Below are 13,984 nucleotides of genomic sequence, written 5' to 3'. Positions count from 1 at the left end.
GATCAATTGACGAAGGGCGCTCATAGCGCCCTTCGTCAGTTATGGGCTATCAACCCCGCGTTTGATACTCCCGAAACTCAATGTGATCGAGCGTGCCTTCCACCATCAATCGAACGCCGTCCGCCATTCTGCTCAGGCCCAGCGCCATCGAACGGCGGGGACCGTCGAGGTCGTCGGCCAGGTTGGCGGCGATGGCGCTGATGGACAGGAGGTCTTCGGAGGCGTTGGCCATGAGGGCTTCGGTGTCGGCGTTGGGGCAGAGGGCGAACAGGCCACCCAGGCGTTTTGGGCGTGGGGCGCTGGGTTTGAAATGGTGGTCGAGGGCGCGTTCGGCGGCTTCGTGGAGTTTCTTTGAATCGGGGGATTCGTAGGGGGAGGTTTCCGGGTTTTCTGGAATTTCGGGGGGATTCGGTGTTGGTTTGATCATTAGGTCTTGCTCCATGTTTTAGGAGCCGACACCGTTTTCGCTCGCACTTCGAAAGTGGTGGCAGCTGTGCATAGGTGTGCAAGACCGGTGGAGCTATCCGGCAGGCTCGGAAGCCTCCCACACACAGCCGCCATAACGACCCGCGAGCATAGGAAAATGCCCGATGAATTGCCATAAGCGATTGTGTGCCCCATCGGACTTGCACGTCCGAGTCACCGATTTTGCGGCGACACACAGAGGCTATCGACGATGGTCCAGCCTGCCTAGTTCATGGACAGCACCGCAGTTTGAAGGACATTTCCCAAGGAATTGCGGGGTAGAGGAACAAGAAACCGCTGCTGTCGGCAGCTCCTATCGGAATGTGTTTCTTCAGGTGTAGGACGGGGGAGGGTGTGACGCGGAGCGTCACGGGAGGCATTACTACGCAGAGCGTGGGAACGATCAAGTCCTGAGAGCGAAGTCGTGACTTGGTAGTCATCTTTCAGGAAAAGCCATGCATCGTCTTCTATCCGTGCAAGATTGTGGCGAATCCATCCGAATCCCTTACACTCCCCCAGCCGTTCATTTCCCTTTTGAGGCTGTGCGCATGAAATTTCGTTTTCTTCTGTGGATGCTGGGTCTGTTGATGGGTAAGGCCAGTCGGACAAATCCTGCGTTCCAGCAGCAGTTGGGTGACAAGGATCTGGTGTTTCAGCTGCAGACTCTGGATGGGAAAGTGGCGCGGCATTTCGTGGTGAAGGACCAGCGCATTACCAGCAAGTCCGGGGTGGTGGCGGAGCCGGCGTTTGCGATTGCCTTTAAAGACGCGGCGTTCGGGTTTGCCACGATGCAGGCGAAGAACAAGCAGCTGGCGTTCATGCAGGGGATTCAGGACAAGTCGATCCAGCTCAAGGGCAATCCGGCGCTGGTGATGTGGTTTCAGGGGTTGATGAAGTATTTGAAGCCGCGGAAGGCCAAGCCGAAGTCATAGGGCTTTCAGGCAGCTTGTCGGGACGGGCCTGCCTCTTCAGCTTTCGGGCTCGGGAGGCTCGGCGTCCAGGGGCTGGGCCCGGTATGTCTTGTAGATCTGCTGGACTTGCGGGTTGTCCAGGTTCTCGTAAGTGATGTCTTCCTTGTCCAGGCCATCCAGACCTCGGATGCCACTAATGGTCTCTGGCCATTCGTCACGACTGGATATATCGACTACGAACGGGTTGAGGTAGTTATCGAGATGCCTTCCGCGCGGCTCTCGGATCTCGTCGCTGAGTGCCCGCAAGTAGTCGTCTTTGTTTGTTCTTGACCATTCGATGGCGAACCCGGCTCGATAACAGAGTTCCATGAAGACCAATAGAATCGCGCGTCCATTGCCGTCCAGGAAGGGGTGTGCGAAAGCCAGTTGGCCCATCACTCCACCGGGATGGTCTCTGAAGCGTTTCTTGTCTGCTGCGAGCTTGAGCGCATAGTCGACAGACATTTTGATGGAGTCCGGTCGCTCGAAGACGGTGCTGCGAGGGTCGTCGAGGGAGCCCTTGAAGACTGCCAGGTGGGGGACAAGCTCGTTCCGGTCTTTTCCTGCCCAGTGATAGAAGCCAGAGAACAGGATTTCGTGAACCTTGAGTACAGTCTGGTAATCGATCGGCTTTTTCTTGGCCAGATAGGCAAGCGCCTCTTCGATACTCAATTCGAAGGAAAGATGCTCTGATTCTTTTACTTCAACGGGATCTTTCAGTTGCAGCGAATTTTGAAGATATCCAGCCGTGTCGAAGTCGCCGAACGGATCAAAAGTCATGCGCTACGTTTCTGTGCGCGCCTTTCTTGAAGATAGCGCCCTTGGAGCGCCAGGATTTCAGATTTGCTCAGAACGCCTTTTCGCTTGAGATTGACGAGCAACTGTTCGATGCCATCCAGCTCGACGACATCGCCAGACAAGCGGGTAATACCCACGGCCATACGACTCATGCCGTCACGACTGGCTGTAACCTTGTTGTCTTTGGCAAGCTTGCGCACTTCGCTTGCAACGCTGACAGCATCTGTTTGGGTCATCGGAAATTCCTCTGAATGCCGTCAAATCATAGCAGGGCGCTTGTTTGCTGTCGTTGCTGGCAAAGTGGCCGAAATCTGTGGAGCCAGGGCCCTATCTGCAATCAAAACAGGCCCTGATTGACGTTCCGAAGAATGCTTTAAGCCTGGCTGAACTGCGAAGCCAGTTCCCGCAGCAGCACTTCAGCCTCAAGCACTTTGCTGACCACATCATTGGCCTTGTCGCGAGTCAAACCAACACGTTCCAGCAGCGCATCCGGAATGTCTTCATCCGGCCCGGAGCCGATTCCGCGACTGCGCAGCAGGCGCACGGCCAGGCAGACGAGGTTCGGGTATTCGGCGTAGGCGCCGTCGTAGTTCGGGTCGTGCTGGAAGCGCAGGGCGGTGGCCAGTTCGTCCGGCATGTCCCAGTAGCGCATCAGCCAGGAGCCGATCTGTTCGCGGCTGATGCCCAGCAGGTGTTGCTCGACATAGCTGTGGCACAGGTGCGGGTTGACCTCCAGGTGGCGGCAGATCAGCGAGAAGTGCGGCGGGAACACGTGGGCCAGCAGCAGGTAGCCGAAGTTGTGCAGCAGGCCGGCGAGGTAGGTCAGGCCGGATTCCGGGCGCTGGGCGCGCGGCATGGCGCGGGTCAGGCCTTCGATGACGGCGGCGGTGTAGATCGACTGTTGCCAGTACGGCGTGGTGTGTTGCGGGTGGTCCTTGGGCAGGCTCAGGGTCTTGCCGAGGGCCAGGCCCAGCGCCAGGTTGATCACCAGATCGAAGCCCAATACGCGGACAATCGCGTCTTCCACCGAACGGATCTTGCCCGGCGAGGCGTAGTACGGCGACGCCGCCCAACTCACCACTTGCGCAGCCAGCGCCGGGTCGGTTTCGACCACGCCGGTGATGTCGTCGATGGTGGCGTTCGGGTCGACGCGCAGCTTGATGATTTTTTGTGCGGTTTCGGCCAGCGGCGGAATCTCGATGGTCGCTTCCAGACGTTGCTGGATGCGCCGCGCGGTGAACGCCTGCACGGCCTGGGTGATTTCCTCGCGGTCATCGTCCGGGCGGTCGAGGTTCGGGCGGATGCGGCTCAGGGCTTCGCCGAAGTTGGCGGCGCTGGCCTTGGTCAGCATGGTCTTGAAGTCTTCGCTGGCGATTTCCAGCAGCAGGCCCGGCTCGCCGGAGTTGATCAGCAGCTTCGGCTCGCGCAGCAGGCTTTCTTCGTAGAGGCACGGCGAGCTGGTCAGCGCGGGCAGGCCCGGCAGCAGGCTCAGGCTGTGTTTGCCGAGCATCTTTTCCAGGCGCTCGGTGGACACGGCGGTCAGGCGACGGCCCGTCAGCTCGGCGAGGCGGTTGAGATCCAGCAACTGGCTCTGTGGAAACAGCACCATCAGCGCACCGACCGCGTCGTCCAGCAACACCGCCTGCACTTTGCGCGAGGCGTTGAGGCCGTGGTGGTCGAGCACTTCTTCGTAGGCGACGCCCAGCTTGTTGAGCAGCAGCCGAATAACAGACGGAGCGTGCGGGGATTCGGGGGCGAGAGCAGCTTCGGTCATGGTCTGTATCCGTTTTTGAAACAATTGCTGGAGTATAACCAGCTTGGTTGGAACGAGCTTTGAGAAACTGCGACAGTGCTCACACTTGGCCGTATTGCTGCCCGTGTCGCAGCCAGCGGTCGAGCAACGGGCTGACGTGGGTGGGCCAGCGCTCGAGCAAGGCCTGGGCGGCATCGCGCACGGCGGGCAACAGATCGGCGTCGCGCATCAGGTCGGCGACCTTGAATTGCAGCAGGCCGGTCTGGCGGGTGCCGAGCATTTCGCCGGGGCCGCGCAGTTCGAGGTCTTTTTCGGCGATAACGAAACCGTCGTTGGTCTCGCGCATGATGCCCAGACGCTGGCGGCCGATCTGTGACAGCGGCGGATGGTAGAGCAGCACGCAATGGCTGACCGCGCTGCCCCGACCGACGCGGCCGCGCAACTGGTGCAGTTGCGCAAGGCCCAGGCGCTCGGGGTTTTCGATGATCATCAGGCTGGCGTTGGGTACGTCGACGCCGACTTCGATCACGGTGGTGGCGACCAGCAGTTGCAGGTTGCCGGCCTTGAACTCGGCCATGACGGCGGCTTTCTCGGCGGGTTTCATGCGGCCGTGGATCAGCCCGACTTTCAACTCGCCGAGGGCGGCGGTCAGGTCTTCGAAGGTGGTTTCGGCGGCCTGACAGGTCAGCTCTTCGGACTCTTCAATCAGCGTGCACACCCAATAGGCCTGACGGCCCTCGGCGCAGGCGCTGCGCACCCGTTCGATGACTTCGACGCGGCGGGTATCGGTGACCAGCACGGTGTTGACCGGGGTTCGACCCGGCGGCAGTTCATCGAGGATCGAGGTGTCGAGGTCGGCGTAGGCGCTCATCGCCAGCGTCCGGGGAATCGGCGTGGCGGTCATGATCAATTGATGCGGGCACATGCGCCCGCCGACGCCTTTCTGGCGCAGCGCCAGACGTTGCTGCACGCCGAAACGGTGTTGTTCGTCGATGATCACCAACGCGAGGTTCTTGAACTGCACTTCGTCCTGGAACAGCGCGTGGGTGCCGACCACCATCGGCGTGCCGCTGGCGATCTGCTCCAGCGCGGCGACGCGGTTCTTGCCCTTGAGCTTGCCGGCCAGCCACGCCACGTCGATGCCCAGCGGTTCGAGCCAGCGCTTGAAGGTGATGAAGTGCTGCTCGGCGAGGATCTCGGTCGGCGCCATCAGTGCGACCTGATAACCCGCTTCCAGCGCTTGCAGCGCAGCGAGGGCGGCGACCACGGTTTTGCCCGCGCCGACGTCACCCTGAATCAGCCGCAGCATTGGTTCGTGCTGGCTGAGGTCGTAGGCGATTTCGTTGCCGACTCGTTGCTGAGCTCCGGTCGGGTTGAAACCGAGGTTGGCCAGGTATTTCGCCGGCAGCTTGGTGGCTTTCGGCATCGCCGGCGCACGCAGGGAACGCATGCTTTCGCGCAGGCGTTGCTGGGATAGCTGGTGAGTCAGCAGTTCTTCGAAGGCCAGACGATGCTGGGCCCAGTGATGGCCGAGGGCGAGTTCGTCGACGTCGGCATCGGCGGGCGGGTTGTGCAGGTAGCGGATCGCGTCGGCCAGCGGCGCCAGTTGATAGTCGCGGGCCAGTTCGGTCGGCAGCCAGTCGGGCAGGGTGGCCGGCTTGAGCAGGGTCAGCGTCTGCATGCACAACTGGCGCAGACGCGCCTGAGTCAGGCCTTCGGTCAGCGGGTAGACCGGGGTCAGGGTTTCATCCACCGGCGGCGGTTCGTCACCGTTGATGGCGCGGTATTCCGGGTGGTAGATCTCAAGTCCCGAGGCGCCGGGCCGGGCCTCGCCGTAGCAGCGAATCCGCGTGCCGCGCTTGAGGCCTTCTTTCTGCGCGTTGCTGAAGTGGTAGAAGCGCAGGCTCAGTCCGCCGGTGCCGTCCTGCAAACGCACGACGAGGCTGCGACGCCGGCCCATCACCACGTCGGCGCCGCTGACGGTGCCTTCGACCACGGCGTCCTGTCCCGGCCGCAACGCGCCGATCGGCACCACTCGGGTGCGATCCTGATAACGCAGCGGCAAGTGGAACAGCACGTCCTGAAGGTTTTCCAGACCGACCTTGGCCAGTTTCTCGGCCATGGCTTCACCGACACCCTTGAGTGCGGTGACCGAGACCTGCGACAGATCAGTCATGACGCTGGCTTAACCGGCCGTGACCGGCGCGGCAGGTTTGGCGACCGAGCACAGGCGAATGGAGTCGGCGAGAATCTCGATGGCTTTCGGCCGTGGGAAGCTGGCGCGCCAGGCGATGGCCACCGTGCGGAACGGCACCGGTGCCGACAACGGACGCACTTCGATCACGCCCGGGGCGTAGTGATGGCTGTCCACCGCCGACAGCGGCAGGATCGAGATGCCCAGGCCGGACGCGACCATGTGGCGAATGGTTTCCAGCGAGCTGGATTCGACCGTGGTGTGCTTGGCGCCGTCGTTGCCCTTGGTCAGGGTCGGGCAGGCTTCCAGCACCTGATCGCGGAAGCAGTGACCTTCGCCGAGCAGCAACAGACTCTTGTCGTTGAGCAGCGCGGCGTCGATGGATTCTTTCTGGGTCCACGGGTGCTGGGCCGGCATCAGGACGTAGAACGGCTCGTCGTAGAGTTGCAGGGTCAGCACGTCGGCTTCGTTGAACGGCAGGGCGATGATGATCGCGTCCAGTTCGCCGTTGCGCAGTTTGTCGCGCAGCACGTGGGTGAAGTTTTCTTCGATGTACAACGGCATCTGCGGGGCGACCCGGTGCAGTTGTGGAATCAGGTGCGGGAACAGGTAGGGGCCGACGGTGTAGATCGCGCCGACTTTCAGCGGGGCGGTCAGCTGGTTCTTGCCGGCCTGGGCCAGCTCGCGGATGCCCTGGGCCTGCTCCAGCACTTTCTGCGCCTGGGCGACGATGCCTTCGCCGACCGGAGTCAGGCGCACGGCGCTTTTGCTGCGCTCGAAAATCAGCACACCGAGTTCGTCTTCAAGCTTTTTCACGCCCACCGACAGGGTCGGCTGGCTGACGTGGCAACGCTCGGCCGCGTGGCCGAAATGCTGCTCTTGGGCGAGGGTAACGATGTAGCGTAATTCTGTGAGGGTCATAGCAAGCGTCCATGAAGATGCGGGCCAAGCATACCGGCTGCAATCGATAGACGCACGTTATCAGACTGAGTGATGAATGCGACACCGGGCAATGCCGGTTTGCCGTGGATGGATAAGCAAAAGGCACCTTTCGATGCCTTTTGGGCCTGGTTCTCTCGGCTGAGCAATTAACCCTGTGGGAGCGGGCTTGCTCGCGAATGGGCCGTGTCAGTCAATATTGAGCTGACTGAAGCACCGCATTCGTCGGATCGCCGCCCGGAGCAAGCCCGCTCCCACACTTGATCAGCGGCGTCTTTCGAGGGAGTACACAAACGGCGCAACGATTTCGATCGCGCCATTGGTCAGCATGTCGGCCGGTGGCTTGGGCAGCGGCTGGGCGCGGCGGATCATTTCCAGGGTGGCCCGGTCCAGATCGGCGTTGCCGGAGCGGCCCACCAGCTCGAACGACAGCACGTTGCCTTCGCCATCGACCACGAAACGCAACCGGTTCAAGCCTTCCTTGCCCCGCGCCTGAGCGCTGGCCGGGTACTTCTTGTACTTGGCCAGATGCGCGAGCAGGGTGCCTTGCCAGCTGGCCTTGGCGGCCATTTGTGCAGGCGACGGGCCCGGTGCAGGCTGGGCGGATTTCTCCGTCGGCGCCTGAGTCGGCTGGGTGTCGGCCGGCTTCTCTTCGGACGGTTTCTCCTTCGGCGGATCGGGCAGTTTCTTCTCGATCGGCTTCGGCGGTTTTGGTTTCGGCTTGGGCTTCGGTTTCTGCACCGCGATCTCGGCTTTCGGCGCTTCGGCCAGTTTCGGGATCGGCAGTTCTTCAACCGGAGCCGGTGGCTGCGGTGGCGTGACGACTTTCGGCGGTGCGGGCGGTGGCGGGGCCGGAACCGGTGCCAGCTCGACCATCATTGCCTGCGGCGGCAATTCGATGGGCGGGCGGGCGGTCCAGTTCAGCGCCAGCGCGATGGCCAGCGCATGAACACCCAGCACCACGGCCAGGCTACCGCTGTAACGCGTCAGCTTATGGCGCGTCGTGATCATTTCTTGACTGCGCTCTCGAGTCCGACCAGACCGACCTTCAGGTAACCGGCGGCGCGCAGGTTATCCATCACGCTCATCAGGTCGCCGTAATCCACACCTTTGTCGGCCTGGAAGAAGATCGTCGTGTCTTTCTTGCCCTGGGTCTTGGCGTCGAGTGCGGCGCCGAGGGTTTCGGCTTTCACTTCGTCTTCGCCAATGAACAGGCGCTGGTCAGCCTTCACGCTGAGGAACACCGGTTTCTCCGGCCGCGGCGCCGGTTTGGCGGTCGAGGCTGGCAGGTCAACCTTGATGTCCACGGTGGCCAGCGGCGCGGCCACCATGAAGATGATCAACAGCACCAGCATCACGTCGATGAACGGCGTGACGTTGATTTCGTGGTTCTCGGCCAGATCGTCGTCTGCGCCTTCTTTCAAATGCAGGCCCATGGCCGATTACCCCACTTTCACCATGTGCGGTTGCGAGCTGTTGCGCTCAGGCTGGTGGTCGAGGTCGCGGCTGACCAGCAGCAGCACCTGAGCCGACGCATCGGACACCTGAGCCTTGTAACCGGCGATGGAGCGGGCGAAGACGTTGTAGATGACCACGGCAGGAATCGCGGCAACCAGACCCAGTGCGGTAGCCAGCAGCGCTTCAGCGATACCCGGTGCTACGACGGCAAGGTTGGTGGTCTGGGTTTTGGCAATGCCGATGAAGCTGTTCATGATGCCCCACACGGTACCGAACAGACCGACGAACGGCGCGGTGGAACCGATGGTGGCGAGGACGCCGGTGCCGCTGCTCATGTTGCGGCCACAGGCGGCAACCAGACGCTCGAGGCGGAAGCTGACGCGTTCCTTGATGCCTTCTTTCTCGCGGGCGTTGGTCGACAGGCGCATCTCTTCCAGCGCGTCGTGAACCAGCAGGTTGGCGAGGGTGCCTTCCTTCGCGGCGGTGGCGCTGGCCTCTTTAAGCGTGGCGGCTTTTTTCAGGGCGGCAATCTCGCCACGCAGGCGACGCTTGGCGCCCATCAGCTCGAAGCCCTTGGCGATCCAGATGGTCCAGGTGATGATCGAGGCGATGGCCAGGCCGATCATCACGGCTTTAACGATCACGTCGGCGTTTTGGTACATGCCCCATGGCGACAGGTCGTGGGCCATGCCCAGGGTATTGTCGGCTTCGAGGACTTCCGGCGCGTCGGCAGCGCTGGCCTCGACGGCCTGCACCGGGTCGGTCGCGGCAGGTGCAGCGGCCGGAGCGCTCTGCTCGGTGGCGGCTGGCGCGGCCGGGGCTTGTGCGTCAGCGAAGGCGGCGACCGGCGCCAGCATCAGGCTGAGCAGCAGGGCAGCCACGGCGCTCCAGGCGCGAGGTCGGTTGGTTGGCGAAGCGGAGTTTTGAATGCGTGTCATGCTGGCCGGACCTGAGATAGAAAAACGGTAATGCTCTTCCAGGCCTCGTGAGGCCGAGAACAAAAGTGGCGTGCATTATTGCAAGTAATTCTTGTTAACAGAAGTAATAGAGTTGCTTTTTTTCCTTCATTGCTAGCCGCTCGTCCCTTGCCGAGGCTAGTCTGTCGCTTTCCGATGGGAGATTTTTGATGTCCGCGCCTTCTGTTTTGATCGCCGGTTGCGGTGATGTCGGCAGCCGTCTGGCCACGCAATTGCTGGCTGCCGGCTTCCAGGTGTATGGCCTGCGCCGGGATATTTCGCGTTTGCCGGACGGTGTTATCGGTGTGGCCGGTGACCTGTTCAATGAAGATTGCCCCGAGACGTGGCCGGTGGGCGCTATCGATTACCTGGTGTATAGCGCGGCGGCCACCGATCACGATGAGGCCGGTTATCGCGCGGCGTATGTGCAGGGTTTGCAGCATGTGCTGGGTTGGCTGAACGATTACGGTCAGGAGCCTGAGCGGCTGCTGTTCGTTTCCAGCAGCAGTGTTTATGGGCAGCAGAACGGCGAATGGGTCGATGAAAAATCCGAAACCGTCGCCGCGGGTTATTCCGGTCGGTTGATGCTGGAAGCCGAGCAGGTTGCGCTCAACAGCGGCATTCCCGCGAGCATCGTGCGCCTGACCGGCATCTACGGCCCCGGCCGTGAGTGGCTGCTGACCCAGGTGCGTCGTGGTTATCGGGTGGCGGTCGATCCGCCGCTGTATGGCAATCGCATCCATGCCGATGACGCGGCGGGGTTGATGGCGTTTCTGCTGGAAGCTGCTCGCAAAGGTGTGGCGCTGGATGACATCTATATCGGCGTGGACGACGCGCCGGCGCCGCTGGCCGAGGTGGTGGCGTGGTTGCGTGAGTATCTGGGCGTCACCGAGTGGTCGGAAGACGAGAGCGTCCGTCGCACCGGCAGCAAGCGTTGCAGCAATGCCCGGGCGAAGGCGCTGGGTTGGGTGCCGACGTATCCGAGTTATCGCGAGGGGTATGCCGCGATTCTTGAGGGGCGCTGCTGACTTTCGTCATTGCACAGTCAATGTGGGAGCAAGCCCGCTCCCACATTCGATTTACTGTGTTTTCAAAGGTGCGTTACTGCTTTTCGAGCAACCACTTGCGCTCACCCGGGGTGAACTGCGGTTGTTCGTCCGCCAGCGCAGTGTTCACGGCCTGCAGGATTTCCAGCTCTTTGCCCTTGCGCACAAAGATCCAGTTGTTGCCCTGGCCGTTTTGCTGCAGCCACATGCTGTCGTTGCCGCTGCTCATCGATGCGCAATCGCCCGCGAGGCACAGCGCATAGCGGTCGGCACCCGGCAGGCCGGAGACTTGACCGTCCGCCTGGAATTGCACGGTGGCGCCTTCGCCCTGGCCGCTGGTGATCGTCCAGTTGCCGCCCAGATAAGCGGAATACAGCGCGCGCTCGAAGCTGGCGCCGATCGGTGCGCCTTCTGGCACCGGAATCTGTGCGCGGTCGAAGACCTGTTCCGGTTCGTTTTCGTTGGCGGCTTGTTGCAGTTGGCCACCGTCACGTTTCAGCTCGCTGGCGGAGCTGCCATAGAAGTCGACTTTCCAGGCACCGGACTGTTCGCCGAGCAAGCGACCTTCGACGTTTTCGAAACCGTTGGTGTAGCGGGCCTGGCCGGCCTTGGTGTTGACGTCCCACTCCAGATTCGGGCCGTAAGCCTGAAGCGCTTCGCGCAGGGGGCCGCCCTTGGCAGCGGCATCGATGGCGACCTGATTGATCCAGGTGCCGCTGATGTCACGGTCGGCAGGGTTGCTGGCGCAACCGCCGAGGAAAATGGCGAGCAGCGAGAGAGCAAGCGCTTTGCGCATGGTGGAATCCTTTCAAAACCTTTTCTTTACCGCAGAGCAGTCGGCGCGGCGTCTGAGGCCGCGCCGTGCGCATTACTCGATGACCAGAATGGCATCCATTTCAACCTGCGAACCCTTTGGCAGGGCTGCCACGCCGATGGCGGCGCGCGCCGGGTACGGCTGGTCGAAGTACTTGCCCATGATCTCGTTGACCTTGGCGAAGTGGCTCAGGTCGGTGAGGAAGATGTTCAGCTTGACGATGTCCTTGAACGAACCGCCGGCGGCTTCGGCCACGGCTTTCAGGTTCTCGAACACCTGGACGGTCTGGGCTTCGAAGCCTTCGACCAGTTCCATGGTTTTTGGATCGAGGGGAATCTGACCCGACATGTAAACGGTGTTGCCGGCCTTGATCGCCTGAGAGTAAGTACCGATGGCGGCCGGGGCCTTGTCGCTGGTGATAACAGTCTTGGTCATGTATGACTCCTTGTAATGTTTGAGTTATGCACGCATGCGGGTGATGCGGATCACCCCGGTCAGGGCGCGCAGTTTCTTGATCACGCGGGCCAGGTGCACACGGTCGTGGACGCTGACCACCAACTGGACAACGCTGATGCGGCCATCGCGTTCGTCCATGCTGATTTTCTCGATATTGCCGTCGGCTGCGTTGACGCTGCTGGCCAGCAGGGCGATCAGGCCGCGCTGGTGCTCCAGCTCGACGCGCAGTTCGACGTTGAATTCGCCGGTGACATCTTTGGCCCAGGAGAGCTGGATGCATTTTTCCGGGTTGTGGCGGATTTCGCTGATGTTGCGACAGTTGTCCAGGTGCACGACCATGCCTTTGCCCGCCGAAAGGTGACCGACAATCGGGTCGCCCGGAATCGGCGTACAGCATTTGGCGTAGCTGAGGACCAAGCCTTCGGTGCCGCGAATTGCCAGCGGGCCTTCAGGGCTTGGCAGTTGCTCGCCTTCGCCGAGCAGGCGGCGCGCCACGACATAGGCCATGCGGTTCCCCAGGCCGATGTCTTCCAGCAAATCTTCGATCAGTTCGAGGCGGTACTCCGTGAGCATCGCCTTCACGCGTTCGGTGGGAATCTGTTCCAGCGCGCTGTCGAAGCCGTTGAGGACTTTGTTCAGCAGGCGTTCGCCGAGGCTGATGGATTCGGAGCGGCGTTGCAGTTTCAGCGCATGGCGGATGTGGGTACGCGCCTTGCCGGTGACCACGAAATTGAGCCACGCCGGATTCGGCCGTGCGCCGGGGGCGCTGACGATCTCGACCGTGGAGCCGCTTTGCAGCGGTTCGGACAGCGGTGCGAGACGACGGTTGATCCGGCAGGCGATGCAGCTGTTGCCGACGTCGGTGTGCACCGCGTAGGCAAAGTCGACCGCCGTGGAGCCTTTGGGCAGCTCCATGATCCGGCCTTTGGGCGTGAACACATAGACCTCGTCTGGGAACAGGTCGATCTTGACGCTCTCGATGAACTCCAGCGAGTTGCCGGCGCGTTGCTGCATTTCCAGCACGCCCTTGACCCACTGACGGGCGCGGGCATGGGTGCCTTTCGGCTGCTCGTCACCGCTGGATTTGTACAGCCAATGGGCGGCGATGCCGTTGTTGGCCATCTCTTCCATTTCGCGGGTGCGGATCTGGATCTCGATCGGTACACCGTGCATGCCGAACAGCGTGGTGTGCAGCGACTGATAGCCGTTGGCCTTGGGGATCGCGATGTAATCCTTGAAGCGCCCCGGCAGCGGTTTGTACAAATTATGTACAGCACCCAGCACGCGGTAGCAGGTATCGACCTTGTCGACGATGATCCGGAACGCGTAGACGTCCATGATCTCGTTGAAGGCCCGACGCTTGCCGCGCATTTTCTTGTAGATGCCGTAGAGGTGTTTCTGGCGACCGCTGACTTCACCCTGGATGCCGTCGATCGCGAGGCAGTGGCCAAGGGACTCTTCGATCTTGTTGACGATTTCCTTGCGGTTGCCCCGGGCGCGCTTGACGGCCTGGTAGATCCGCGCGGAACGCATCGGGTGCATCGCCTTGAAGCCGAGGTCTTCGAACTCGATGCGGATCGCGTGCATGCCCAGGCGGTTGGCGATGGGCGCGTAGATCTCGAGGGTTTCCTTGGCGATGCGCCGGCGTTTCTCGCCGGACAGCACTTCCAGCGTGCGCATGTTGTGCAGGCGGTCGGCGAGCTTGACCAGGATTACGCGAATGTCGCGCGCCATGGCCATGGCCATTTTCTGGAAGTTTTCCGCCTGGGCTTCGGCCTTGGTCTCGAAGTTCATCTGGGTCAGTTTGCTGACCCCGTCGACCAGTTCGGCCACGGTTTCACCGAACTGCGCTTGCAGCGCTTCTTTGGCGATTCCGGTGTCTTCGATCACGTCATGCAGCATCGCGGCCATCAGGCTCTGATGGTCCATGTGCATGTCGGCAAGAATATTTGCCACGGCAAGAGGATGCGTGACGTACGCTTCGCCGCTGCGGCGGCGTTGGCCGTCGTGGGCTTGTTCGGCGTAGAAATACGCTCGGCGGACCAGGTTGACCTGGTCGTTGCCGAGGTAGGTCGATAAGCGATCGGCGAGGGCGTCTATGCTCGGCATGATGTCTCCTGCCGTAGGCTGTGATCCCGCGCCGTGCTACGTCGAC

Annotated in this window: 14 protein-coding genes; 2 read left to right on the top strand and 12 right to left on the bottom strand. The window is 61.7% G+C overall.

Going from position 1 to position 13,984, the window contains the following annotated elements:
• Positions 1-49 precede the first annotated feature (49 nt).
• Complete coding sequence (locus tag KJY40_RS00230) at positions 50-427, bottom strand: DUF6124 family protein (protein ID WP_230734263.1); 378 nt, start codon at positions 425-427, stop codon at positions 50-52.
• Positions 428-1,013: 586 nt separating this feature from the next.
• Between KJY40_RS00230 and KJY40_RS00225 the strand changes: the two genes are divergently transcribed.
• Complete coding sequence (locus tag KJY40_RS00225; protein WP_039765176.1) at positions 1,014-1,397, top strand: SCP2 sterol-binding domain-containing protein; 384 nt, start codon at positions 1,014-1,016, stop codon at positions 1,395-1,397.
• 36 nt (positions 1,398-1,433) lie between these two features.
• Here KJY40_RS00225 and KJY40_RS00220 read toward each other — a convergent pair whose 3' ends face one another.
• From KJY40_RS00220 to exbB, 8 genes are all read right to left on the bottom strand, one after another.
• On the bottom strand, positions 1,434-2,195 hold the full coding sequence (locus KJY40_RS00220) for a Fic/DOC family protein (protein WP_230734261.1): 762 nt from the start codon (positions 2,193-2,195) through the stop codon (positions 1,434-1,436).
• Positions 2,192-2,449: a hypothetical protein gene (locus KJY40_RS00215; protein WP_039765180.1), complete on the bottom strand. Its 258-nt coding sequence runs from the start codon at positions 2,447-2,449 to the stop codon at positions 2,192-2,194. The genes KJY40_RS00220 and KJY40_RS00215 overlap by 4 nt, the downstream gene beginning before the upstream one ends.
• 137 nt (positions 2,450-2,586) lie before the next feature.
• Positions 2,587-3,987: an aminoacyl-tRNA deacylase and HDOD domain-containing protein gene (locus KJY40_RS00210; RefSeq protein WP_230734259.1), complete on the bottom strand. Its 1,401-nt coding sequence runs from the start codon at positions 3,985-3,987 to the stop codon at positions 2,587-2,589.
• A gap of 79 nt (positions 3,988-4,066) precedes the next feature.
• Complete coding sequence (gene recG, locus KJY40_RS00205; RefSeq protein ID WP_230734257.1) at positions 4,067-6,142, bottom strand: ATP-dependent DNA helicase RecG; 2,076 nt, start codon at positions 6,140-6,142, stop codon at positions 4,067-4,069.
• 9 nt (positions 6,143-6,151) lie between these two features.
• Positions 6,152-7,081: a hydrogen peroxide-inducible genes activator gene (locus KJY40_RS00200; RefSeq protein ID WP_007954418.1), complete on the bottom strand. Its 930-nt coding sequence runs from the start codon at positions 7,079-7,081 to the stop codon at positions 6,152-6,154.
• A gap of 282 nt (positions 7,082-7,363) precedes the next feature.
• On the bottom strand, positions 7,364-8,110 hold the full coding sequence (locus KJY40_RS00195) for a TonB family protein (protein WP_007954422.1): 747 nt from the start codon (positions 8,108-8,110) through the stop codon (positions 7,364-7,366).
• A complete protein-coding gene (gene exbD, locus KJY40_RS00190; RefSeq protein ID WP_230734254.1) occupies positions 8,107-8,535 on the bottom strand; it encodes a TonB system transport protein ExbD in 429 nt (142 codons plus the stop codon). Before exbD ends, KJY40_RS00195 begins: the two co-directional genes overlap by 4 nt.
• Before the next feature lie 6 nt (positions 8,536-8,541).
• On the bottom strand, positions 8,542-9,495 hold the full coding sequence (gene exbB, locus KJY40_RS00185) for a tonB-system energizer ExbB (RefSeq protein WP_007954433.1): 954 nt from the start codon (positions 9,493-9,495) through the stop codon (positions 8,542-8,544).
• A 188-nt stretch (positions 9,496-9,683) separates the two neighbouring features.
• Here exbB and KJY40_RS00180 point away from each other — a divergent pair, with 188 nt between their 5' ends.
• Positions 9,684-10,541, top strand: a complete 858-nt coding sequence (locus KJY40_RS00180) for an SDR family oxidoreductase (protein ID WP_230734252.1) — start codon at positions 9,684-9,686, stop codon at positions 10,539-10,541.
• Between the two features lie 73 nt (positions 10,542-10,614).
• Here KJY40_RS00180 and KJY40_RS00175 read toward each other — a convergent pair whose 3' ends face one another.
• The 3 genes from KJY40_RS00175 to spoT all read right to left on the bottom strand — a co-directional run bounded on the left by KJY40_RS00175 (position 10,615) and on the right by spoT (position 13,938).
• Entirely contained in the window at positions 10,615-11,355 is a 741-nt protein-coding gene (locus KJY40_RS00175; RefSeq protein ID WP_007954437.1) for a putative periplasmic lipoprotein, read from the bottom strand.
• Positions 11,356-11,427: 72 nt separating this feature from the next.
• Positions 11,428-11,808 carry a RidA family protein gene (locus KJY40_RS00170; protein WP_003229509.1) on the bottom strand — a complete coding sequence of 127 codons (381 nt, stop codon included), beginning with the start codon at positions 11,806-11,808 and terminating at the stop codon, positions 11,428-11,430.
• A gap of 24 nt (positions 11,809-11,832) precedes the next feature.
• Positions 11,833-13,938: a bifunctional GTP diphosphokinase/guanosine-3',5'-bis pyrophosphate 3'-pyrophosphohydrolase gene (gene spoT, locus KJY40_RS00165; protein ID WP_115079694.1), complete on the bottom strand. Its 2,106-nt coding sequence runs from the start codon at positions 13,936-13,938 to the stop codon at positions 11,833-11,835.
• Between the last annotated feature and the right edge of the window lie 46 nt (positions 13,939-13,984).

It is taken from the genome of Pseudomonas fitomaticsae, assembly GCF_021018765.1.
GTDB classification, from domain to species: Bacteria; Pseudomonadota; Gammaproteobacteria; order Pseudomonadales; family Pseudomonadaceae; genus Aquipseudomonas; species Aquipseudomonas fitomaticsae.
This window is presented reverse-complemented; position numbering and strand designations above follow the sequence as displayed.